Origin of the sequence: Actinoallomurus sp. NBC_01490 (assembly GCF_036227085.1) — a bacterium.
Classification (GTDB): domain Bacteria; phylum Actinomycetota; class Actinomycetes; order Streptosporangiales; family Streptosporangiaceae; genus Actinoallomurus; species Actinoallomurus oryzae.
This window is the reverse complement of record NZ_CP109433.1, coordinates 5,743,145-5,765,052: the sequence shown is the minus strand read 5'-3', so window position 1 is coordinate 5,765,052 and position 21,908 is coordinate 5,743,145. Positions and strand designations below refer to the sequence as shown.

Sequence of the window (21,908 nt, the reverse complement as noted above, 5' to 3'; positions counted from 1 at the left end):
GCAGGTGGCCGGCGGGACCGCCCTGCCATGTCGTCAAAAATCACGCCGTCATCCGACATCATGTATGGCTCAGGGAGTCGTCGGTTTCCCATCGTTCACGAGCACCACCCAGACCTGGCCGGTGGCGAACGTCATGGGCGCGCCGGAGGCGGTGGTGAAGGTCGTCCCGTCCTTCTCCGACGGCCGCGACCAGCGCGCGTCGTAGGCCTTGCCGTCGCGCAGCACGGTCGCCTTGCCGGTGCCCACGGTCTGGACGAGCGGCGTGTAGTTGCCGAGGAAGTCGTGGAACTGCGAGCGGGTCGTGTGGGCCCGCTGGACCACGATCGTCGCGCCGCCTTGGCGCCCGCCCTCGCCGGCGCGGTCCGGGTGGCCGTCCTGGGTGACCAGCCACCGCTTCTCGCCCGGTGACCAGGTGAACTTCAGCGCCGCGGCCGGGTAGCGGGCGGTGAAGCTCGAAACCGTCTTGCCGCCGTCCGGGGCCGGGCCGAACCGGAAGCCGATGTCACCGGCCCGGGAGGCGCCCGGCGCGCGGGCGAGCAACTGCCGCGGGGTGCCGTAGAGGTTGTACGGGGCGGCGTGCGGCCCGGTGCGGGTGTAGCCGGTGTTCGAGCGGTCCTGGGAGACGTCGATGAGCGGCGCCTTGGCGACGTAGGGCTTCATCTTGCCCTGCACCCCGGAGTAGGCGAACGCGGGACGGCCGAACTGCGGCAGCAGGTGCAGGTCGGAGATGCGGGCGCTGCGGACGGGGCCGATGCGGGACGGCAGCTTGGAGGAGAAGACCGCCATGATCCGGCTGAGGCCGCCCTCGACCTGCTCGACGTAGACGATGTCGGCCGACCGCAGGCCGAGCTGCGGCTTGGCGGACTTCGTGTTGTCGATCTTGACGGCGAGCACCGGGCCGTCCGCGCCGGCCGGCGCGCCGGTGAACGGGTGGGCGCGGGCGGGCGCCGGCGTGGACGACGGAGACGGGTCGGCCGAGGCCAGCGACGGAGGCGACGCGACGGCCGTGACCGGACTCTTCGAACAGGCCACGAGGGCCGTGGGGACGAGCACGGCGGCCACGGCCGACGTCGCACGGAAACAGCGCACTACCTGCACCTCCGGACAAATCAGACGTCCTGAGGTCGCGAGGCTAGCCGAAGAACGCACCGCCCGAGCCCTTCTTGGCAGGGCCGGTATGACCATTCGTCCCGCAGGTCACAGGGGTCCCGCGAGTGACGGATTCAGCTCTCCGGAGGGGCGTCGTCGATCTCGAAGAAGTCCGGTAGCGGTGCCCGGCCGTGCAGCGGAAGGACGCGGGGCAGCAGCTTCCGGCGCGCCGTCCGGGTGGCGGTGACGGCGTTGTTGTAGAAGCTGCGCGCGTAGGTGACCTTGCGCACCGCGGCGTCGAGGTCGTCGAGCAGCGCCGAGCCGTCCTCGCGGGCCGCGAGAGTGGGGCGGAAGTCCGGCTGCCCGACGACGGCGCGCAGGGCCCGCGACAGGTCGCTCTCGGCGAACTCCCGGTTGTCGGCGTCGGCGATGCGGGCCTCGTGCGCGGCGGCGGCGAGCAGCAGGCTCGTGGCCGGGTCGAGCTGGCGGGAGGCGGCCAGCTCCAGCGCGACGGCCGCGCGCCGTACGAGCGCGGCGTCCAGTCCGGCGCGGGCGGTCTCCAGTCGCACGTGCAGCCGGTCGAGGCGGGTCGCCCGCCACGAGACGTACACCCCGATCAGCAGGAGGACCGCGGCGATCAGGGCGATGTGGAGGAAGGTCTCGAGCATGGTCAGGCCGAGGAGGTTCCGACGACGCCGTCGCCGACGACGGTCTCATAGACGCGGACGACGTCCCGGGCGACCGTCGACCAGTCGTACGCCCGCACGGCCGCCTTGGCCTCGTCGGACAGCTGCTTGCGCCGCGGGGCGTCGTCCAGGAGCTCGGCGGCGGTGGCGGCCAGCGCCGCCGCGTCGCCGACCGGGAACAGCGCGCCGGCGCGCCCGCCGAGCAGCACGCGGCTGAACGCCGGGATGTCGCTGGCCAGGATCGGCGCGCCGGCCGACATCGCCTCGGCGAGCACGATGCCGAAGCTCTCACCTCCGGTGTTGGGCGCGACGAAGACGTCGACCGAGTGCAGCATGCGGATCTTGTCGGCCTCGCTGACCAGGCCGAGGATGACGACGCGGTCGCGCAGCTCCGGGGAGACCCGGGCGTGTACCTCGGCGGCGTCGCCGGGACCGGCGACCAGCAGCCGCAGCCCGGGGCGCTCGCGGGCGAGCGTCTCGAAGGCCCGCAGCAGCACGGGCAGGCCCTTGCGGTGCTCGTCCATGCGGCCGAGGAAGCCGAGGGCCCCGTCGTCGCCGGGCCAGCCGTGCAGCGGCTCCGCCATGGCGTACCGTTCGGTCGTCACGCCGTTGGGGATGAGCACGGCGTCTCCGCCGAGGTGTTCGACGAGCGTCTTGCGCGCCTTCTCCGACACCGCGATGCGCGCGGTGATCTTCTCCAGCGCGCTCTGCAGGATCGGGCCGGCCGCCGACAGGGCGCGCGAACGCTCGAACGACGCGTGGAAGGTCGCGACGATCGGCCCGTCGGCGGCCCAGCAGGCCAGCAGGCCCAGCGACGGCGAGGCCGGCTCATGCACGTGAAGGACGTCGAACCGCCCGTCGCGGATCCAGCGGCGCACCCGGCTCGCGGACAGGAAGCCGAACGACAGCCGCGCGATCGACCCGTTGAAGGGCACCGGCACCGCACGCCCGGCGGACACGACGTACGGCGGCAGCGGAGCCGCGCCCGAGGAGACCTCGGTGTCGTCGGCCGGCGCGATCACCGAGACCTCGTGCCCGGAGGCGAACAGCGCCTCGGTGAGATCGCGCACGTGCGACTGGACGCCGCCGGGGACGTCCCAGGTGTACGGGCAGACGATGCCGATCCTCACCGGTCGCTCGCCTCTCTCATCCCTCGGGGGTCAAAGGTCCTCTACCCAGACGCGCTGGAGCATGTGCCAGTCTTCCGGATGGGCGGCGATGCCCTGCTGGAAGGTGTCGGCGACGGACTGCGTCATCACCGCGACATCGTCATCGCCGCCGGGCACGGCGATCTCGTCGTGGACCCGAACCCCCCAGTCGTCACCTTCGTACCACAGGGTGACCGGGAGGAGCGCGGCGCCGGTGCGCACGGCCAGGGCGGCCGGGCCGGCCGGAAAGCTGGCCGTGCGGCCGAAGAAGCCGACCTCGATGCCGCTCCTGGTCAGGTCGCGGTCGGCGACCAGGCAGACCAGCCCGCCGTCGTCCAGCCGCCGGGCCAGAGTGGCGAACACGTCGTCCGCGCCGCCCGTGGCGGGCAGCACCTCCATGCCGAGGCCCGCCCGGTAGGCGACGAACCGGTCGTACAGGGACTCGGGCTTGAGGCGCTCCATGACCGTGGTGAACGGCGTGCCCGACAGGGCGATCCACGCGCCGGCGTGGTCCCAGTTGCCCATGTGCGGCAGCGCGACGACCACACCGCGCCCGGCGTCGAGGTTCTTGTGGATCTGCTCGACGCCGGTGATGCGCATGCCGGAGAGGATGCGCTCGCGGCTCATCGACGGCAGGCGGAAGGACTCCAGCCAGTAGCGGAAGTACGAGCGCATGCCCCGGCGGCTCAGCTCGCGCAGCTCGTCCTCCGACGGCTCGCCGCCGACGACCCGCCGGAGGTTCTTCTCGAGCTGGCGGACGCCGCGGCCTTGGCGCTGCCAGGCGCGGTCGGCGATGAGCATGAAGATCTCACGCGCGACCGGCTCCGGCATGTGGCGGACCGCTGCCCAGCCCAGTCCGTAGGCGGCGTCGGCCACCTCGTCCCTCATGCGACCCTCACGTGAGCTCCCCCGCCTCCACCTGGCGCCGTACGGCGATGTAGCGCTGGGCGACCGTGATCACGCTGGCGATGGAGAGCAGCCACAGGCCGATCGCCAGGACGTACGGGACGCCGAGGCCGGTCAGGCCGATGGCGACCAGGCTGACGATCAGCCGCTCGCCGCGCTCGGCGATGCCGATCGTGGCGTTCAGGCCCATGCCCTCGGCGCGGGCGCGCGCGTACGACACGAGCACCCCCGAGACCAGGCAGAACAGCGCCAGGCAGACGAGGAGCATGTCGTTGTGGTCGCGTCCGGCGTACCGCAGGATCAGCCCCGTGAAGATCGCCGCGTCCGAGACGCGGTCCATGTTGGAGTCGAGGAAGGCGCCGAAACGGCTCGTCTTCCCGGTCACCCGCGCGACCGCCCCGTCGAACAGGTCGAAGAAGACGAAGATCGTAATGACGACCGTCCCCCAGAAGAACTGTCCGAAGGGGTAGAAGGCCAGCGCGCCGACGACGACACCGAGGGTGCCGATGATGGTGACCGTGTTGGGTGTCACGCCGGTGCGGGCCAGCGCGTGTCCGACCGGCGAGGTGACCCTTGAGAGCGCCGGCCGTATTTGGTTGAGCATTCCCGTCCTTGTCATCGTGATGCGGTTGCGGTGTTCGCGCCCGTGACTGCGCGCGCAACCGGCGGATCCCGCCCGATGGTGCCCGAACTCCCCCGGCGGCCCAATCGTAGTGCGTGACGTCGGCCCAGGTGGGAAGGGCTGAACAGAGGAGGACTCGAGCGTTTGCCGGTCACCCCCTTGTGATATGCGGCCAAGACCGTAAGGGTGGTGACCACGGGTGTGGCGCCCGTCACACCCAGGTCTCCCAATGGAGGTGGGCGCGTGGCGGATAAAGCTGGTCCCCAAGGAGCCGCCGGCAGGGCACCATCGGTCGACCAACCCGAGAAGATACGCAATATCGCGTTGGTCGGCCATTCCGGGGCGGGGAAGACGACTCTCGTCGAGGCGCTGCTCGCTGCGACCGGTACGATCCAGCGGCCCGGTCGCGTCGAGGACGGCTCGACGGTCAGTGACTACGACGAAGTGGAGATGCGCCAGCAGCGCTCGGTGAATCTCTCGCTGGCGTCGTTCGAGCACGCGGGCGTCAAGGTCAACCTGCTGGACACCCCCGGTTACGCCGACTTCGTCGGCGACCTGCGCGCCGGGCTGCGCGCCGCGGACGCCGCGCTGTTCGTGGTCTCGGCGGTCGACGGCATCGACGGGGTCACGCGCAACCTGTGGGAGGAGTGCGCGGCGGTCGGCATGCCGCGCGCCGTGGTCATCACCAAGATCGACCAGCAGCGGGGCGACTTCGACGAGGTGCTGACCGAGTGCCAGGACGCCTTCGGCGACGGCGTCCTGCCGTGTTACTTCCCGTGCGAGGCCGGCCTGATCGCGCTGCTGTCACAGAAGTGCATCGACTACTCCTCCGGCAGCCGCACCGAGCGCGAGCCCGACCCGGAGTTCCTGGACCGCCTGTCGGAGCAGCGCGGCGCCCTCATCGAGGGCATCATCCAGGAGAGCGAGGACGAGACCCTCATGGACCGCTACCTGTCCGGTGAGGAGATCGACGTCAAGGCGCTCGTGGAGGACCTGGAGAAGGCGGTCGCCCGCGGCAGCTTCTACCCCGTCCTCACCACCTCCGTGCCGCACGGCGACCATCCCGGCCCGGTGATCGGCATGATGGAGCTGCTGGAGGTGATCACCCAGGCGTTCCCCTCGCCGCTGGAGCACGGCATCCCGGAGGTGACCACGACCGAGGGCTCACCGGCCGGCGTCCTGACCTGCGACGCCGACGGGCCGCTCGTGGCCGAGGTGGTCAAGACGGCCTCCGACCCGTACGTCGGGCGGATCTCGCTCGTCCGCGTGTTCAGCGGCACGCTCACCCCTGACGCGACGGTCCACGTCTCCGGGCACGGCATGGCCGACCGCGGGCATGAGGACCACGACATCGACGAACGCGTCGGCGCGCTGACCTCGCCGCTCGGCAAGCTGCAGCGCACGGTCTCCTCCTGTGTGGCCGGCGACATCTGCGCGGTGGCCAAGCTCACCCACGCCGAGACGGGCGACACGATCTCGGCCAAGGAGCGGCCGCTGCTGATGGCGCCGTGGTCGATGCCGGACCCGCTGCTGCCGACGGCGATCCAGGCCAAGTCAAAGGCCGATGAGGACAAGCTGTCCCAGGCGCTGGGGCGTCTCGTGGCCGAGGACCCGACGCTGCGGCTGGAGAACAACTCCGAGACCCGCCAGCTGGTGCTGTGGAACATGGGCGAGGCCCACGCCGACGTGCTGCTGGACCGGCTGAGCAGCCGCTACGGCGTCGAGGTCGAGACGGTGCCGCTGCGGGTGCCGCTGCGCGAGACGTTCGGCGGCGCGGCCCAGGGCCTCGGCCGGCACGTCAAGCAGAGCGGCGGGCACGGGCAGTACGCCATCTGCCACATCGAGGTGGAGCCGCTGCCGTCGGGCGCGGGCTTTGAGTTCGCCGACAAGATCGTCGGCGGCGTCGTGCCGCGGCAGTTCATCCCGTCCGTCGAGAAGGGCGTGCGCATCCAGATGGACCGCGGCGTCCTGGCCGGGTACCCGATGGTCGACATCAAGGTCACGCTGTACGACGGCAAGGCGCACTCGGTGGACTCCTCCGACATGGCCTTCCAGACGGCGGGCCAGCTCGCCCTCAAGGACGCCGCCGGCAAGGCCAAGGTCCTGCTGCTCGAACCGGTGGACGAGGTCGCGGTCCTCGTGGCCGACGACTACGTCGGCGCGGTGATGTCGGACCTGTCGTCCCGGCGCGGGCGCGTGCTGGGCAGCGAGACGGTCGCGGGCGGCCGTTCCCTCATCAAGGCCGAGGTGCCGCAGCTGGAGATCACGCGGTACGCGATCGACCTGCGGTCGATGTCGCACGGCACGGGCACGTTCAGCCGCACGTTCCTCCGGTACGAACCACTGCCGTCGCAGCTCGCCGACAAGATGATCGCCGACTCCTGAGGCGCCGTCGCCGGCCCCCGCACGGGTGCGGGGGCCGGCGCGTCTCCTCCTCAGGGCGCGGTCGGGTTCGTCCTCGCGGATGACGCGGCGTTAACCAGCCGTTTGCGACCATCACCGGTATGGGCGATGCGGGGGCGGCGGAGGCCGGGAGATCGCGGCGCTCGATCCTGCGGGCGGTGGGCAGGGCCGGGACGATGGCGGGGCTGGCGGCGGGCGCGGCCGGGACGCTGGGCGGGCTCGCGGCCGGCGGGTTACTGGACGACGCCGACGCGATGCCCGGCACGCCCGTCTCGGCGATCGGCGTGCCGACCGACGGCCCCTGGCGCCCCTCCCCCGCGCACGTCGACGTCTCCTGGGCGGTCGACACCTCGCAGCGGCTGGTGGCCCTGACGTTCGACGACGGGCCGATGCCGAACTGGACGCCCATGGTGCACGACATCCTCGACGAGGAGCGCATCCCCGCGACGTTCTTCCTCGTCGGGGCCCGCGTGCACGACAACGCGCGGTTGATCCACGGCCGGATGGACCGGCACGCGGTCGGCAACCACACCTGGGCGCACAAGGACCTGACCCGCATGACCCACCCGCAGGCGTACCGGGCGATGCACCGGGCGCACACCACGATCGCCGAGGTCACCGGCAAGGAGCCGCGCCTGCTGCGGCCCCCGATGGGCAACATCGGCGGCACGACGCTGAGCGCCGCGGGTTCGCTCGGCTACCACGTGGTGCTGTGGTCGCTGAAGATGCGGGAGGCGTATCTGGGGCATCCGCCCGGACGGCTCGTCGACTACATCGTCGACAACACCGAGCCCGGCACGATCCTCCTCGCGCACGACACGGGCCACCGCGACCGGCTGGTCGCCATCCGCGGCCTGCCCGCGATGATCCGCGGCCTGCGGGCGAGGGGATTCGAGTTCGTCACCGTGCCCGACCTGCTCGCCGCCTCCGAGACCGAGACCGCCACGGCCTGATCCGCCGAGGCGGGCGTGGCCCGCGGACCGCAGCGCACCGCCGAGCCAGGGTCCGAAGACCGCGCCGAAGCGGCCCATGCCCGCGACCCAGCCCAGCGCGGTGGCCCGGTCGGCCTCCGTGTGGTGGGTGCCCACCGTGGCGTACACCATGGTCTGCCCGCTGAAGAGCAGCAGCCCGGCGAAGAACGCCACCACGTACAGCAGATCGACCGAGAGGCCGGCGCCCAGCAGGTGGACGAACACGGCCGTCAGCGCGAACCAGACGATGACGATGCGGCGCGGGCCGACGGCATCGGACAGGCGGCCGGCGACGAACATGCCGACGAAGCCTCCGACGTTGAGGACGGCGGAGAACAGCAGCGAGTCGCCGGTCTCGTACCCGAGGTCACCCATGATCTTCGGCAGCCACTGCCCGACGCCGTAGACGAGCATCAGGCCGGCGAACGAGGACATCGCCGGCTCCGGGGGCGGTACGACTAGCCGACGGGCGGCGTTCCGTGGGTGTGGAAGGACTCGATGGTCTGGAGCCCCCAGGCCTGGCCCTTCTTCCGTTCCGTCTCGGTCCAGGTGATCAGCGGCCATTCGGGCGCGAGCACCAGCCGGGTCAGCGGGTTGCACAGCTCGATGCGGTTGCCGCCGGGTTCGTAGACGTAGAGGAAGAAGGTCTGCTGGATGGCGTGCTTGTGCGGCCCGGTCTCGATGAACACGCCGGTGTCGAGGGCGAGGTCGGCGGCGCGCAGGATGTCCTCGCGGGTGTCGGTGGCGAACGCGAGGTGGTGCAGGCGTCCCCGGGAGCCGGTCCAGTCCTCGGTGTAGACCAGGTCGTAGGACTTCTGCGTGAAGGTCTGCCAGCGGGCGGCGATCCTGCCGCCGTCCAGCCGGATCTGCTCGGTGGGCCGGGCGCCGAGGGTGTCGATGACGAAGCCGGTGGACTCCGCCACGTCCGCGGCCAGGTAGTTGATGTGGTCCAGCCGGCGTACGCCGACGCCGTGGCCGGGCTTCGCCTGCGGCTGGTTCTTCAGTCCGGGGGCCAGCTCGGCGGGCGCCTCGTACCAGGTCGTCTCGTGGTAGAGCGCGAGCTCGTGGCCGTCCGGGTCGGTGGTGACCCACAGTGGGCCGACACCGGGCTCGTCCTCGACCCACTCCCCCGCCAGGCCCGCGTCCCGGACGGCCTGGATCCGGCGCTCCAGCGCTTCGGAGGACGAGGCGCGCAACGCGGTACGGCCGATGCCCGGCTCGTCGCGGCGGGTGACGACGATGCTGTGGTGCTCGTAGTCGTCCCAGGTGCGCAGGTAGGTGTGGTCACCGTCCCGGCCGTTGACGGTCAGGCCGAGGAAGCCGGTGAAGAAGGCGACGGTGTCCTCGGGGCACGGGGTGAACAGCTGAGCGTGGCCGATGTGAGCGATGTCGCCGAGCGGAGGGCGGGTGGGTGTGTCGGCGACCATCCGCTTGAGGGTGGTCAGGTTCCCGGGCACCGGGGTGGCGGTCATGAGCGGCTCCAGGCGGGTAGCGGGTGGCGTCGGTCGCGGTCGGTGGCTCGCGCCGGTTCAGCGGCCCTGGGCGGTGAGGAGGGCGTCGAGCCGCGGGTAGACCCGCCGGGCGTTGCGCTCCTCGACGGCCCGGAGGGCCTCATCGGGCAGACCGGCGTTCTCGACGTAACGGCGGGTGTCGTCGAAGTGGTGCCCGGTGCGCGGGTCGACGCCGCGGACCGCGCCGATCATCTCGGAGGCGAACAGGACGGCCTCGTGCGGAATCACCTCCAGCAGGAGGTCGATGCCGGGCTGGTGGTACACGCAGGTGTCGAAGAGGACGTTGCCCAGCAGCGCCTCCTCCGGCTCGGGCTTGCCCAGCGCCTGCGCCAGCCCGCGGAAGCGGCCCCAGTGGTACGGCACCCCGCCGCCGCCGTGCGGGATGACCAGGCGCAGATCCGGGAAGTCCGCGAACAGATTCCCCTGCAGCAGCTGCATGAAGGCGGTGGTGTCGGCGTTGAGGTAGTGCGAGCCGGTGGTGTGGAAGGCCGGGTTGCAACTGGTGGAGACGTGCACCATGGCGGGAACGTCCAGCTCGACGAGCTTCTCCCAGACCGGGTACCAGGACCGGTCGGTCAGCGGCGGGGCGGTCCAGTGGCCGCCCGAGGGATCGGGGTTGACGTTGACGGCGACCGCACCGAGATCGTTCACGGCCCGCTCCAGCTCGGGGATGACGGTGGCCGGGTCCACACCGGGTGACTGCGGCAGCATCGCCCCGGGGGCGAAGCGTTCGGGGAAGAGCGCGGCGACGCGGTGGCACAGGTCGTTGCAGACGCGCGCCCAGGCCGACGACGTCTCGAAGTCGCCGATGTGGTGGGCCATGAAGGAGGCCCGGGGCGAGAAGACGGTCAGGTCGATGCCGCGCTCGTCCATCTGGCGCAGCTGGTTGGTCTCGATCGACTCGCGGATCTCGTCGTCGCCGATACGAGGCCCGGCCGGGTCCGGCGCCTGGGCCGGGTCGACCAGCGCCGCGGTCTGAGCGTCGCGCCACCGGCCGAGCGCTGCCGGGGCGGTGGTGTAGTGGCCGTGGACGTCGATGATCACGCGAGGGACTCCTGGACGGTCGGATTCCTGGACGCGGAGACGAGTACGTCGCCCGCATGGCGAGCAAACTAGATGATGAACGAGATTGTTAACAAGATGTCCGACGAAAATTGGAGCACCCGGTGCCGTTCGGTACGTCCGGCTGAGCGCCCACGGCTCATGCTCAGCCTTCAGAACGGTTCGCGTTCGTCACCCATGGCCGGCCTGCTCGGCGCCGCGGAACACCCCGGCCACGGCCTGACGCCGGGATCGTTCAGCCGGCCGGATCGCCGGCGCCGGGGCGTTCGGACGGCGGCAGCTTGCACGCGGGGGTGCCGCCGGGCAGGCGGAAGCGGTTGACCGTGACGAGGTGATAGACGCCCGCGGCGATCCAGCGGAACGGCGGCACCCGGATCAGCAGGCCGAGTGGCCGCCACAGGCCACCCGCGTCGATGAGGAGGCAGGCGATCGCCTGCGCGCCGCCGCGTACGCGGCCCCGCTCCGCCCAGAGCACCTCGCCGCTCGCGCGTTCGGCGGTCGTGCCGAGCGCCGCCAGGTCCGCCGACTGGTACGGGCTCAGCCGCGCCCTCGTCGGAATGTGCCGCTCGATGAACCGTGCGGAGGCCGTGCAGAAGCCGCAGTCGCCGTCGTACAGCAGGATCGGGGGGATGACCGGCCTCCTCGTTCAGTCCAGCGGCCAGGCGTCCGCGATGATCTGGCGAGTGTCGCGGAGCAGCTGCGGCAGCACGCGGGTCTGGCCGATGACCGGCATGAAGTTGGTGTCGCCGCCCCAGCGGGGGACGACGTGCTGGTGGAGATGGGCGGCGATGCCGGCGCCCGCGACGGTGCCGAGGTTCATGCCGACGTTGAAGCCGTGGGCGCCGCTCGCCTTGCGCAGCGCGGTCAGGGACCGCTTGGTGAGCAGGGCCAGCTCGGCGGTCTCGGCGTCGTCCAGCTCGGTGTAGTCGCTCACGTGGCGGAACGGGCACACGAGCAGGTGGCCGGAGTTGTACGGGTACAGGTTGAGCACCGCGTAGGCGTACTCGCCGCGCCGGACGATCAGCCCCTCCGCGTCGTCCATTCTGGGGATCTCACAGAACGGGCAGCCGTCGTCCGGGCCCAAACCGGTCGGCTTGCTCTCCCCCTTGATGTACGCCATCCGGTGGGGAGTCCACAGACGCTGGAACTGGTCGGGATCCCCGACGCCGAACTGCTCCTCAGGCTTGGGCTCGGTCATGCCAGAAGCATAGGACCGCCCCGGCCGCCCCGCCCCTTCCGGGTGACCCGGCCAGAGCGGAACGGCCCGGCAAGGAGATGACTTTTGCGGCGGAATGTGCGGCGGCGCCCGTACGGATGGGACGATTCGTCGATCAATGTTCGGGGCCGCGGTCGACGATTCGAGCCGCGGTGAGAGAGGGGTACCGACGCGTGAGAACCATCCTTGTGGCCTCTGCGCTCTCACTGGTCATCGGGTTGCTGGCCACGCCCTTGTGGATCCGGATCGTGCGCAGACTCGGTTACGGTCAGATGATCCGCGAAGAGGGTCCAAAGGCCCACCTCGGCAAACGCGGCACGCCCACCATGGGCGGCACCGTATTGATCGTCGCCGCGCTGGCCGGGTACGCGATCGCGCACCTGGCCACGCTGACCCGCCCGACCGCGTCCGGGATGCTCGTTCTGTTCCTGATGGCGGGCCTCGGCCTGGTCGGCTTCGTGGACGACTACATCAAGGTCTTCAAGCAGCGCAGCCTGGGCCTGCGCAGCGGAGCGAAGATGATCGGCATCCTCATCGTCGGCGTGATCTTCGCGCTGTCGTCGCTGCGGTTCCCCAACCGCTACGACATCACCCCCACCACCACCCACCTGTCGTTCCTGCGCGACTTCGGACCCTCCATCGGGCCCTGGTTCTTCGTCCTCTGGGCACTCGCCATGATCGCCGGCACGTCCAACGCGGTGAACCTCACCGACGGCCTGGACGGTCTCGCCGCCGGCGCGGTCGGGATGATCCTCGGCGCGTACATCCTGATCAGCGACAGGCAGCTCCGCGGCAGCTGCACCCTCGCGCTCCGATTTGGCTGCTACACGGTCCGCGACCCTCTCGACCTCGCCGTGGTCGCCGCCGCCGCGCTCGGCGCGCTGATCGGCTTCCTGTGGTGGAACGCCCCACCGGCCATGATCTTCATGGGGGACACCGGGTCTCTCGCGCTCGGCGGCGTCATCGTCGGCCTCGCCCTGAGCACACAGACCGAGATACTCCTGGCCATCCTCGCGGGGCTGCCGGTGATCATCACGCTGTCAGTGATCACCCAGGTCGGCTCCTTCAAGCTGACGGGCAGGCGCGTTTTCAAGATGGCGCCACTGCAGCACCACTTCGAGCTCTCCGGCTGGGCCGAGACCACCATCGTGGTGCGGTTCTGGCTGATCTCGGCGCTCTGCGTGGCCACGGGCCTGGCCCTGTTCTACCTCGACAACCCCCACTTTCTGCTTCCGCTCTGACCGAGCGAAGCCGGGAGCACGCCCCTGTGGTCACGCCCTCGACGAAGGAGGGCCCATGACCGTGGCCGGGCCTCTGGCCGCACGCGGCGGCCAGAGGCTCACCGGTCTCAGATCTGCACGCGCTCCTCGACGGCCTTGACGATCTCCTCGATCGCGTCGGCGACGGGGACGCCGTTGTTCTGCTCGCCGCTGCGGTAGCGGAACGACACCGCGCCCTTGGCCACGTCGTCGTCGCCCGCGAGCAGCATGTACGGGATCTTCTGCTTCTGCGCGTTGCGGATCTTCTTCTGCATCCGGTCGGAGGAGGTGTCGACCTCCACCCGGATGCCGCGCTCGCGCAGGCGGGCGGCGACCTGCTCCAGGTGCGCCACATGGTCGTCGGAGATCGGGATGCCCACCACCTGCACCGGCGACAGCCAGGGCGGCAGCGCGCCCGCGTAGTGCTCCAGCAGGATGCCGAAGAACCGCTCGATCGAGCCGAACAGCGCCCGGTGGATCATCACCGGGGTCTTCCGGGTGCCGTCGGCGGCCTGGTACTCCAGCCCGAAGCGCTTCGGCTGGTTGAAGTCGACCTGGATGGTGGACAGCTGCCAGGTGCGGCCGATCGCGTCCTTGGCCTGCACGGAGATCTTCGGGCCGTAGAAGGCCGCGCCGCCCGGGTCGTCGACCAGCTCCAGGCCGGACTCCTCGGCGGCGTCGCGCAGGGCGCCGGTGGCCTCCTCCCAGTCCTCGTCCGAGCCGATGAACTTGTCGGAGTCACCCCTGGTCGACAGCTCCAGGTAGAACTCGCTGAGCCCGTACTCGCGGAGCAGGTCGAGCACGAAGCTCAGCAGGCTCTTGAGCTCGTCGCTCCGCTGCTCGAGGGTGCAGTAGATGTGCGAGTCGTCCATGGTGAAGCCGCGCACGCGGGTGAGGCCGTGGGCCACGCCGGACTTCTCGAACCGGTAGACGGTGCCCAGCTCGAACAGGCGCAGCGGAAGCTCCCGGTACGACCGCCCGCGCGCCTTGAAGACCAGGTTGTGCATCGGGCAGTTCATCGGCTTGAGGCGGTATTCGGCCTCGTCCATCTCGAAGGGCGGGAACATGTCCTCGCCGTACCAGGGCAGGTGCCCGGAGGTCTCGAACAGCCCGCTCTTGGTGATGTGCGGGGTGGAGACGAAGGAGTATCCCGACTCCTCGTGCCGCTTGCGCGAGTAGTCCTCCAGCGCCTTGCGGACGATGCCGCCCTTGGGGTGGAAGACCGGAAGGCCGCTGCCGATCTCCGACGGGAAGGAGAACAGGTCGAGCTCGGCGCCGAGCCTGCGGTGGTCGCGCTTCTCGGCCTCCTCCAGCAGCCTCAGGTAGGCGTCCTGCCGCTCGCGGGAGTCCCACGCGGTGCCGTAGATCCGCTGGAGCTGGGCGTTCTTCTCGCTGCCGCGCCAGTACGCGCCCCCGGTGCGCATCAGCTTGAACGCCGGGATCACGCGGGTGCTGGGCACGTGGGGGCCGCGGCACAGGTCCTTCCAGCGCGGCTCGCCGGTCTTGGCGTCCAGGTTGTCGTAGATGGTCAGCTCTCCCCCGCCGACCTCGACGCTCTCCTCGTCTCCGGCGGCGCCCTTGAGGCCGATCAGCTCGAGCTTGTACGGCTCGTCGGCGAGCTCCTCGCGAGCGCCGGCGTCGGTGACGACCCGGCGGGAGAAGGACTGCCCCTGCTTGACGATCTCACGCATGCGCTTCTCGATGCGCTTGATGTCTTCGGGCTGGAACGGCTGCTCGACGTCGAAGTCGTAGTAGAAGCCGTTCTCCACCGGCGGGCCGATGCCCAGCCGGGCCTTGGGGAACAGCTCCTGCACGGCCTGGGCCATGACGTGCGCCGCCGAGTGGCGGACGATCGCCAGGCCCTCGTCGGAGCCGATCTCGATGGGCTCGACGACGTCGCCGTCGGCGAGGACGTACGCCAGGTCGCGGGCCTGCCCGCCCACGCGGGCCGCGATGACGGTGCGGCCGTCGGCCTCGAGCGCCTCGCCCGCAGTGGTGCCTGCCGCCACCACACGCTCGTCTCCGCCGAGGGTGATGCGCAGTTCAGACACGGAATCTCCTCGATGGTCAGGGATATCGACATCGAATGCTACCGACTGTGCGCCGTCGCGGGACGCCTCATGCTCCATGGTCAACTTCCTCGTGTCGGCGAGAGCGACCACGGGACGCGACGAGGCCCCGGGATCGCTCCCGGGGCCTCGTCGTCGCGTCAGGTCAGTGCGCGCGGCCGATGCGCCGGGGCGTCCCCGGCGTCGTCGTCACATGCGCGCCTGGCATGTTCCCCAGGGTAACCGATCCGGTCGGCGCGCGCCCGCCATAAAAGCCTTCCGTCGCCGGCCCCGTACGGGCGCACGTGCGGGCCACCGGTGGCAGACGGTAAGCTGGGTGCCGCGAAGGGGAGTAGTCCCGCTCGCCGGCCATCGACATACTGGAGCGCTCGCTCCCGGTGCCCGGGCCCCTCAGGGGTGGACGAGACCTTCGGCCAATAGGTGACGTCTGTCGCCGTGGGCCGAGGTCTCTTTTTCGTCTCACGGCAACATGATCGATGGGAAGTTCATGCTGCACGTGGTGATCCTGCTGGCGTGTGCCGTCGCGATCTACCTTTCCTGTGAGTGGTTCGTCAACGCGGTCGAGTGGCTCGGACTGCGCCTGAAGATCGGACCGCTCGCGGTCGGCACGGTGCTGGCCGCCTTCGGCACCGCCCTGCCCGAGAGCGTCGTCACGTTCGTGGCGGTCGTCTTCGGCTCCGGATCCGCACAGAAGGACATCGGGGTCGGGGCGGCCATGGGCGGTCCGCTGGCCCTCGCCACGGCGGCGTACGGCGTGACCGGCTTCATGCTGCTGACGCGCCGCCGCAAGGTGACGTCCGGAGCGCCGGACCGCGCCCCGGGCGAGCACGCCGGTGGTGGGGACGTCGGCGACACGCGGAAGCTGGCCCGCGACCAGCAATGGTTCCTGGCCATCTTCGTGGTGAAGGTGGCGCTCGGGCTGGTCGCCTTCGCGTACAAGCCCGTGCTCGGGCTGCTCTTCTTCGCCGCGTACGGCGTCTACTTCTGGCGTGAGCTGCGCGCCGACCCGGCCGGCGAGGACGACGCGGTCGACGTCGAGCCGCTGCGCCTGCAGCCGCGCCGCACGACCCCGGCCACCTGGGCGGTCGTCACCCAGGCCGTCGTCACCCTGGTCGTCATCTTCGTGGCCTCGCAGCTGTTCGTGCACTCGCTGGAGGCGATCGGCCCGATGATCGGCCTGCCCGCGGCGGTGACCGCGCTGCTGCTGTCCCCGATCGCCACCGAGCTGCCCGAGATCATGAACGCCATCATCTGGGTCCGCCAGGGCAAGACCCACCTCGCCCTGGCGAACATCAGCGGCGCCATGATGATCCAGGCGACCGTCCCCTCGGGCCTGGGCATCCTGTTCACGTCCTGGCGCTTCGACGGCCCGCTGTTGCTGTCCGGGGTCGTCACGATCGTCGCGATGCTGTTCTTGCTGGTCGCGCTGAACTCGGGCCGCTTCACCGGCCGTACGCTCACCTGGGCGGCGGCCTTCTACGGGGTGTTCGCGGTCTGCCTGATCCCGATGCTGGCGTAAGGGCCTGGCCGTCAGGACTTGGCGATGCGGCTGCGCACCTCGTCCATGTCGAGGTCGCGCACCTGCTCGATCAGGTTCTCCAGGGCCGGCTCGGGCAGCGCGCCGGGCTGGGCGAAGACGATGACACCGTCACGGATCGCCATGATCGTGGGGATCGAGGTGATGTCGAACCGCGCGGCCAGCTCCTGCTCGGCCTCGGTGTCGACCTTGCCGAAGACGATGTCCTCGTGCTTGTCGGCGGCCCGCTCGTAGACGGGTGCGAACATCCGGCACGGGCCGCACCAGCTCGCCCAGAAATCGACCAGCACGATGCCCTCGCCGGCCGCCGTCTTGTCGAAGTTCGCGGCGGTCAGTGTGGTCGTGGCCATCTCGTCAGCTCCTCGGCTCGTATCGGTGCGGCACGCGGCGCGTGCCGCACATGCGAGAACAGCCCGGCCCTCCGGCTCATTCCGCACCGCGCGGGCACGGCGCCGTGTCCGGCCGCCCCGCGGCCGGGATAGGGCGGGCCGGATCGGCCGGCAGACACGCACATGCGGTCGGGCATCGCAACGGGAGACGGCCGGCCCGGCCACTCTAGGCCACCGTCGGCCTGTTCCGAAGCTGTCCGGGACACAGGGTTCGGCTCTCGCGGGTCGCCGATGGACCTGCTCCGAACGGGCGCCACATCGCACCGACCGCTGCTCCATGTCTGCCGGCCTTTGCGCTGATCAGCAGGTCAGCAGCACAGCGAGGAGCTGCTCTTGGTCGTCGCGGAGGTGTCGGTGGAGGCGGACGCGGAGACGGCCCCGACGGCGCCGAAGGCGACGAGCCAGCCGACGAGCGCGAGCAGGATCAGGGCGAGCCCCTTACGCAGGTGTGACATTCTTTTCTATCCTTTCGTGTTGTTCTGTCACTTTCTTGTAGAGGCGAACGGGATGCCAAGTCAAGAATCGCTGGGCGAACGGATCCGTAACCTGCGGCTGCGAAGGAACATGTCGCAGGCGCAGCTCGCGTGGCCGGAACTCTCCGACAGCTATGTGTCACTCATTGAAAGCGGTAAGCGGACACCCGCGCCCAGCATGGTGGCTCTCCTCGCCCGCAAGCTCGACTGCTCCGCGGCCTATCTGACGACGGGGGTCACCGAGGAGGCGATGAACGGGCTGCAGGAAACGCTGCGGTACGCCAAGATCGCCCTGGAGAACGGCGCCACCGAAGAGGCCCGTGTGCGCTTCGCCGAGGTTCTCACCCACCCGGCCCTCGCCGACCTGCCCGCTCTCGCGCACGAGGCACGCTGGGGGCACGCCCTCGCGCTGGAGGCGACCGGCGACCTGGACGAGGCGATCGTCGAGCTCAACCGGACCGCCGAGCTGACCTCGCCGCACTCCGACGGCGACCGGTGGGCCGAGCTGCACATCGCCCTGAGCCGCTGCCACCGGGAGCGTGGGGACTTCGCCATCGCCATCGACGTCGGCGAGGCGGCGTTGCGGAGCCTGTCCGACACGACCGGCCAGTGGTCCGACTCCATGGTCATGCTCGGCGCCACCGTTCTGGCCGCGTACATCCTCCGCGGAGACCTGGCGTACGCCAACCAGTTCGCGCAGAGCCTCATCGACCGCGCCGAGGCCATCGGGAGCCCGAAGGCGCTCATGGCGGCGTACTGGAACGCGGGCTTCGTCGCCGAGTCCCGCGGGGAGTACGACCACGCGCTCAGGCTCGCCGAACGGGCCATGGCGCTGCTCGGCGAGGAGGACGACCCGCGCAACCTCAGCCGGATCCGCAACGCCTATGCCATCTTCCTGCTCGACGCCCACCCCGAGCGCGCGGAAGAGGCCAAGGACGTGCTCCTCAAGGCCGCGCGCGAACTCGACGCCAGCTCCGCCAGCACGGTCGACCTGAGCCTGAACTACACCGTCCAGGCGCGCGCGGAACTCCTGCTCGGCCGCCCGGTGGAGGCGGCGGAGCTGGCACGCCGCGCGCTGGACCTGCTGGAGAGCCCCGGCGGCATCACGACCGCGAACGCCTACATCGCGCTGGGTGATGCGTACGAGCGCATGGGGCGGCACGAGGAGGCCGTGATGGCCCTCTCACAGGCCGGGGAGTACCTGGAGAAGCTGGACGCGCATCGTCCGGCCGCCCGTGCGTGGTTCGGCCTGGCCGAGCTGCTGGGTGCGGCCGGCCGGCCCGACGGCCAGAAGGCCGCCTTCCAGCGCGCCCTGTCCTGCATGGACCTGTAAGCACGCCGTCCCCGCCCTCCCCCTCACCTGAAGGAGTCTCCGACCGCACAGGATCTTCGACGAGGCCGCCTCAGGCCCGCCCTGCGCACAGAACCCGGACGCGCGGTTCCCCGGATGGAACCGCGCGTCCGCGCGTTGCGTCTCTGATCTTGTACGCTCATCCAGACTTTCTGGATAGACGCTGAAAAATGCCTGAAAATCGGAGGGGCAACGTGAAGGTCAAGCGGCTTCGTACGGCGGCCGTGGCGGGCATGGCGCTCGTGCCGGCGCTCCTGGGACTCTCGGCCTGCGGCCACTCCCACCACCACGTGGTCCACCACCACGTCGTCGTGCATCACCACGTGGTCCACCACCACGTCGTCCGCCACCACTGACCGGCCGTCCGACGGGGCCCGCCGCCCGGGCCCCGCTCCGGCGCCCGATCCCTCATCCTGACCGATCACACTGACCGCCCTTGTGCGGCGGTCCTTTACGCGGCACGGTTTTTCCCGGTAAAGCGCCTGATCACGCCGGAACCGGCGGCCATGACGAACCATGACGAAGGCCACCGTGCAGGCCGATGGCCTCCTCGTTCTCCGGGTTTCTAAGCGCGGTCCCGACGCAGCTGGTCCAGGCGGCGGAGGATCACGCCTTCGCGCAGCGCCCACGGGCACACGGCGGCCTCGGCGACGTCGAGGAGATCCATCGCGGCGTCCGCCACGATCGCGCCGGCCGGGAGCTGCGGCGCGCGCCCCGGCGAGACTCCCGGGAGCTCCGCGCGTTCGGCGGCGGTCATCGACGGCAGCCGTTCGGCCCATTCGGTGACCTGCTTGTGGGACAGCGCGCGGCGGACGAGCGGTCCCTGGTTGGCGGGGGCCGCGCCGGCGATGCGGGAGAGCTGCCGGAACGTCTTGGAGGTCGCCACGGCGTGGTCCGGCGCGCCGTACCGCATCACCCCGCCGACCTCGCGGGCGATCGTCGTACGGACGTGCTTGCGAAGCCGGCGCACCTCCTCGGGCGACGGCGGATCGGCGGTGAGCCAGTCGCGGGTCAGGCGGCCGGCGCCCAGCGGCAGGGACACGGCCGCGTCGGGCTCCTCGTCGGCGCCGGAGGCGATCTCCAGCGATCCGCCGCCGATGTCCAGGACGAGCAGCCGCCCCGACGACCAGCCGAACCAGCGCCGCGCGGCCAGGAACGTCAGGCGCGCCTCGTCCTCCCCGGACAGCACCGGGATGTCGATGCCGCTGTGGTCGCGGATGTCGCCGAGGACCTCCTCGCCGTTGACCGCCTCACGGATCGCCGAGGTCGCGAAGGCGACGACCTCCTCGACGCCCTTGTCCTCGGCGACGCGGAGTGCGTCGTCGATGAACGCGCGCAGCCGGTGGGCGCCCACCTCGGACAGCCGGTCGCCGTCCTCCAGGTGCGCGGCGAGCCGGATCTCGTTCTTGTGCGAGAAGGCCGGCAGCGGCGCCGCGCCCTGGTGTGCGTCCACGACCAGCAGATGCACGGTGTTGGAGCCCACATCGAGGACACCGAGTCTCATGCGTCAGACGCTACCGGTTCGCCGAGTGCCCTTTTCAGCAGATGTCGCCATCCTCCCCGCCGGCGCCGGCGGTCACGGCAGCCACGACACGTGTCCGTGCAGGAGGGTGTAGCCGACGAACGTCACACCGTCGATGAGCGTGTGCGCGACGATCAGCGGCGTGGCGCGGCCCCAGCGCTGGTAGAGCCGGCCGAAGATCACACCCATGACGACGTTGCCGGCGAAGCCGCCGAAGCCCTGGTAGAGGTGGTACGAGCCGCGCAGCAGCGCGCTGACCGTCAGGGCGCGGCCCGGCCGCCAGCCGAGCTGGGAGAGCCGGTGCAGCAGGTAACCGGCGACGAGCACCTCCTCCAGCACGCCGTTCTGCGCGGCGGCCAGCAGCAGCACGGGGATGCGCCACCACACCGGCGGGAGCTGGGCGGGCACGACGGTGAGGTTCGCGCCCGAGTGGTAGGCGATCAGGTACAGCGCCAGCCCGCCTCCGCCGATCACCGCGGCCAGCACGGCACCACGCACCGTGTCCCGCACGGGCCGGGTCCGGTCGACGCCGAGGGTGGCGAGGGACTCCCCCGAGCGCACCAGCAGGTACGCCACGAGGGCCACGGGCGCCACCGCGATGGCGATGTTGAACAGCTGGAAGGCGAGGTCGATCCAGGGACGGCCGGGCGCGAGGGAGCCGACCAGCAGCGCCTTCTGCCGGCCCAGCGGCTTCGGCGCCGTGAGGGAGGCGATGAGCTGCAGCAGCGCGCTGACGCCGCTGGCCCCGAGCGAGAGGGCGAAGACCACCCAGATCTCGGCGGTGAGCAGCCGCCGGCTCAGCACCGGCGCCTCCGGCGCCTCCGGGGTCAGCGTCACGCCGTCCACCGGGCGCCGGGGCGTGGTCGACGATCAGCGCGGGGCCGCGGCTCGGCCGCGACCGGCGGGACGGTACAGGTCACAACGCGCACCGTAGCAGCAGGTCAGGGCAGCCACCGGGGATCGCGCTTCTCCAGGAAGGCGGCGATGCCCTCTTTGGCCTCCTCGGAGCCGAAGCGCTCGGCGGACAGCTCCGCCATCCGGGCGAAGCCCTCCTCGACCGTCAGGGCCGGAACCTCGCGCGGCAGCCGCTTGGCGATGGCCAGGGCCTCCGGGGCGCCGCGCAGCAGCATGCCGGTGTAGTGGGCCACCGCGGCGTCCAGCTCGTCGGCCGGGACGGCCCGGTTGATCAGGCCGATCTCCTGGGCGCGGCGCGCGTCGAAGACCTCTCCGGTGAGGAAGTACTCGGCCGCCGCACGCGGGTCCATGCGCCGCAGGCAGGTCACCGCGATCATGGCGGGCACGACGCCCAGGCGCACCTCGGTGAAGGCGAACGTCGCGGTGTCCGGGGCGACGGCGAGGTCGCAGGCGGTCACCAGGCCGAGCCCGCCCGCCCGCGCCGGGCCGTTGAGGCGGGCCACGACCGGCTTGGGGCTGTCCCAGATGAGCCCGACGAGGCCGGGCACGTCCGGCGGCGGCTCTCCGGCCGACTGCTCCTTCAGGTCGGCGCCCGCGCAGAACACCGTGCCGGTGCCGGTCAGCACGATGACGCGGACACCGTCGTCGCCGAGCGCGGTCGTCAGCGCCTCACGCAGCTCGGCGACCAGCCGCCGCGACAGCGCGTTGCGGTTGCGCGGGGAGTCGAGGGTGACGGTCGCCGTGCCGCCGTCCTCGGCGTACCGGACGAGGGGATCCAT

General features: G+C 71.0%; 21 protein-coding genes and 1 pseudogene. 6 read left to right on the top strand and 16 right to left on the bottom strand.

Translation table 11 applies throughout. The annotated features are described in order from the left end of the window. Window positions 1-69 precede the first annotated feature (69 nt). The 5 genes from OG417_RS26860 to pgsA all read right to left on the bottom strand — a co-directional run bounded on the left by OG417_RS26860 (window position 70) and on the right by pgsA (window position 4,433). Complete coding sequence (locus tag OG417_RS26860) at window positions 70-1,089, bottom strand: DUF3048 domain-containing protein (RefSeq protein WP_329261759.1); 1,020 nt, start codon at window positions 1,087-1,089, stop codon at window positions 70-72. Between the two features lie 134 nt (window positions 1,090-1,223). Next, window positions 1,224-1,757, bottom strand: coding sequence for a hypothetical protein (locus OG417_RS26855; protein WP_329261756.1), 534 nt, complete (start codon window positions 1,755-1,757; stop codon window positions 1,224-1,226). A gap of 2 nt (window positions 1,758-1,759) precedes the next feature. Continuing rightward, window positions 1,760-2,905 carry a glycosyltransferase family 4 protein gene (locus OG417_RS26850; RefSeq protein WP_329261754.1) on the bottom strand — a complete coding sequence of 382 codons (1,146 nt, stop codon included), beginning with the start codon at window positions 2,903-2,905 and terminating at the stop codon, window positions 1,760-1,762. Between the two features lie 30 nt (window positions 2,906-2,935). After that, on the bottom strand, window positions 2,936-3,811 hold the full coding sequence (locus OG417_RS26845) for a phosphatidylinositol mannoside acyltransferase (protein ID WP_329261751.1): 876 nt from the start codon (window positions 3,809-3,811) through the stop codon (window positions 2,936-2,938). Between the two features lie 7 nt (window positions 3,812-3,818). Continuing rightward, the gene (gene pgsA / locus OG417_RS26840) at window positions 3,819-4,433 is read right to left on the bottom strand and encodes a phosphatidylinositol phosphate synthase (protein WP_329261748.1); all 615 of its coding nucleotides are present in this window, start codon (window positions 4,431-4,433) and stop codon (window positions 3,819-3,821) included. Between the two features lie 261 nt (window positions 4,434-4,694). Here pgsA and OG417_RS26835 point away from each other — a divergent pair, with 261 nt between their 5' ends. Both OG417_RS26835 and OG417_RS26830 read left to right on the top strand, forming a co-directional pair. After that, window positions 4,695-6,836: an elongation factor G-like protein EF-G2 gene (locus OG417_RS26835; protein ID WP_329261745.1), complete on the top strand. Its 2,142-nt coding sequence runs from the start codon at window positions 4,695-4,697 to the stop codon at window positions 6,834-6,836. 119 nt (window positions 6,837-6,955) lie between these two features. Further along, entirely contained in the window at window positions 6,956-7,807 is an 852-nt protein-coding gene (locus tag OG417_RS26830; RefSeq protein ID WP_329261742.1) for a polysaccharide deacetylase family protein, read from the top strand. A gap of 84 nt (window positions 7,808-7,891) precedes the next feature. Here OG417_RS26830 and OG417_RS54445 read toward each other — a convergent pair. The 5 genes and pseudogenes from OG417_RS54445 to OG417_RS26805 all read right to left on the bottom strand — a co-directional run. Continuing rightward, window positions 7,892-8,200, bottom strand: a pseudogene (locus OG417_RS54445) (hypothetical protein); the annotation flags it as partial. An 83-nt stretch (window positions 8,201-8,283) separates the two neighbouring features. Further along, a complete protein-coding gene (locus tag OG417_RS26820) occupies window positions 8,284-9,297 on the bottom strand; it encodes a VOC family protein (protein ID WP_329261736.1) in 1,014 nt (337 codons plus the stop codon). Window positions 9,298-9,354: 57 nt separating this feature from the next. After that, window positions 9,355-10,380, bottom strand: coding sequence for an amidohydrolase family protein (locus OG417_RS26815; RefSeq protein ID WP_329261733.1), 1,026 nt, complete (start codon window positions 10,378-10,380; stop codon window positions 9,355-9,357). 253 nt (window positions 10,381-10,633) lie between these two features. After that, complete coding sequence (locus OG417_RS26810) at window positions 10,634-11,014, bottom strand: thiol-disulfide oxidoreductase DCC family protein (protein ID WP_329262584.1); 381 nt, start codon at window positions 11,012-11,014, stop codon at window positions 10,634-10,636. A gap of 30 nt (window positions 11,015-11,044) precedes the next feature. Beyond that, a complete protein-coding gene (locus tag OG417_RS26805) occupies window positions 11,045-11,596 on the bottom strand; it encodes an HIT family protein (protein ID WP_329261730.1) in 552 nt (183 codons plus the stop codon). 191 nt (window positions 11,597-11,787) lie between these two features. On the opposite strand from OG417_RS26805, the gene mraY reads away from it, so the two are divergent. After that, window positions 11,788-12,855, top strand: a complete 1,068-nt coding sequence (mraY, locus tag OG417_RS26800; RefSeq protein WP_329261727.1) for a phospho-N-acetylmuramoyl-pentapeptide-transferase — start codon at window positions 11,788-11,790, stop codon at window positions 12,853-12,855. Window positions 12,856-12,962: 107 nt separating this feature from the next. Here mraY and thrS read toward each other — a convergent pair whose 3' ends face one another. Next, entirely contained in the window at window positions 12,963-14,948 is a 1,986-nt protein-coding gene (thrS, locus tag OG417_RS26795; RefSeq protein WP_329262582.1) for a threonine--tRNA ligase, read from the bottom strand. A gap of 463 nt (window positions 14,949-15,411) precedes the next feature. On the opposite strand from thrS, the gene OG417_RS26790 reads away from it, so the two are divergent. After that, window positions 15,412-16,461: a sodium:calcium antiporter gene (locus OG417_RS26790; RefSeq protein WP_329261724.1), complete on the top strand. Its 1,050-nt coding sequence runs from the start codon at window positions 15,412-15,414 to the stop codon at window positions 16,459-16,461. 11 nt (window positions 16,462-16,472) lie between these two features. Here the strand turns inward: OG417_RS26790 and trxA are convergent, their stop codons facing one another. Together trxA and OG417_RS26780 are read right to left on the bottom strand one after the other, a co-directional pair. After that, entirely contained in the window at window positions 16,473-16,829 is a 357-nt protein-coding gene (gene trxA, locus OG417_RS26785) for a thioredoxin (RefSeq protein ID WP_329261722.1), read from the bottom strand. 347 nt (window positions 16,830-17,176) lie between these two features. After that, window positions 17,177-17,323 carry a hypothetical protein gene (locus OG417_RS26780; RefSeq protein ID WP_329261719.1) on the bottom strand — a complete coding sequence of 49 codons (147 nt, stop codon included), beginning with the start codon at window positions 17,321-17,323 and terminating at the stop codon, window positions 17,177-17,179. Window positions 17,324-17,375: 52 nt separating this feature from the next. Here OG417_RS26780 and OG417_RS26775 point away from each other — a divergent pair, with 52 nt between their 5' ends. Together OG417_RS26775 and OG417_RS26770 are read left to right on the top strand one after the other, a co-directional pair. Next, complete coding sequence (locus tag OG417_RS26775) at window positions 17,376-18,674, top strand: helix-turn-helix domain-containing protein (protein WP_329261716.1); 1,299 nt, start codon at window positions 17,376-17,378, stop codon at window positions 18,672-18,674. A gap of 188 nt (window positions 18,675-18,862) precedes the next feature. Further along, window positions 18,863-19,048: a hypothetical protein gene (locus OG417_RS26770; protein WP_329261713.1), complete on the top strand. Its 186-nt coding sequence runs from the start codon at window positions 18,863-18,865 to the stop codon at window positions 19,046-19,048. A gap of 209 nt (window positions 19,049-19,257) precedes the next feature. Here OG417_RS26770 and OG417_RS26765 read toward each other — a convergent pair whose 3' ends face one another. The 3 genes from OG417_RS26765 to OG417_RS26755 all read right to left on the bottom strand — a co-directional run bounded on the left by OG417_RS26765 (window position 19,258) and on the right by OG417_RS26755 (window position 21,908). Beyond that, window positions 19,258-20,196, bottom strand: a complete 939-nt coding sequence (locus OG417_RS26765; RefSeq protein WP_329261710.1) for a Ppx/GppA phosphatase family protein — start codon at window positions 20,194-20,196, stop codon at window positions 19,258-19,260. Between the two features lie 72 nt (window positions 20,197-20,268). Next, entirely contained in the window at window positions 20,269-21,051 is a 783-nt protein-coding gene (locus OG417_RS26760) for a CPBP family intramembrane glutamic endopeptidase (protein ID WP_329261707.1), read from the bottom strand. A gap of 104 nt (window positions 21,052-21,155) precedes the next feature. Next, the gene (locus tag OG417_RS26755) at window positions 21,156-21,908 is read right to left on the bottom strand and encodes an enoyl-CoA hydratase-related protein (RefSeq protein WP_329261704.1); all 753 of its coding nucleotides are present in this window, start codon (window positions 21,906-21,908) and stop codon (window positions 21,156-21,158) included.

Bases quoted from the DNA above. Each gene is read 5' to 3' on its own strand.
- OG417_RS26855 (WP_329261756.1), bottom strand. From the start codon at position 1,757: ATGCTCGAGACCTTCCTCCACATCGCCCTGATCGCCGCGGTCCTCCTG.
- OG417_RS26845 (WP_329261751.1), bottom strand. From the start codon at position 3,811: ATGAGGGACGAGGTGGCCGACGCCGCCTACGGACTGGGCTGGGCAGCG.
- pgsA (WP_329261748.1), bottom strand. From the start codon at position 4,433: ATGCTCAACCAAATACGGCCGGCGCTCTCAAGGGTCACCTCGCCGGTC.
- OG417_RS26830 (WP_329261742.1), top strand. From the start codon at position 6,956: ATGGGCGATGCGGGGGCGGCGGAGGCCGGGAGATCGCGGCGCTCGATC.
- OG417_RS26820 (WP_329261736.1), bottom strand. From the start codon at position 9,297: ATGACCGCCACCCCGGTGCCCGGGAACCTGACCACCCTCAAGCGGATG.
- OG417_RS26805 (WP_329261730.1), bottom strand. From the start codon at position 11,596: ATGACCGAGCCCAAGCCTGAGGAGCAGTTCGGCGTCGGGGATCCCGAC.
- OG417_RS26790 (WP_329261724.1), top strand. From the start codon at position 15,412: ATGATCGATGGGAAGTTCATGCTGCACGTGGTGATCCTGCTGGCGTGT.
- trxA (WP_329261722.1), bottom strand. From the start codon at position 16,829: ATGGCCACGACCACACTGACCGCCGCGAACTTCGACAAGACGGCGGCC.
- OG417_RS26780 (WP_329261719.1), bottom strand. From the start codon at position 17,323: ATGTCACACCTGCGTAAGGGGCTCGCCCTGATCCTGCTCGCGCTCGTC.
- OG417_RS26775 (WP_329261716.1), top strand. From the start codon at position 17,376: ATGCCAAGTCAAGAATCGCTGGGCGAACGGATCCGTAACCTGCGGCTG.
- OG417_RS26770 (WP_329261713.1), top strand. From the start codon at position 18,863: ATGCCTGAAAATCGGAGGGGCAACGTGAAGGTCAAGCGGCTTCGTACG.
- OG417_RS26765 (WP_329261710.1), bottom strand. From the start codon at position 20,196: ATGAGACTCGGTGTCCTCGATGTGGGCTCCAACACCGTGCATCTGCTG.
- OG417_RS26755 (WP_329261704.1), bottom strand. From the start codon at position 21,908: ATGGATCCCCTCGTCCGGTACGCCGAGGACGGCGGCACGGCGACCGTC.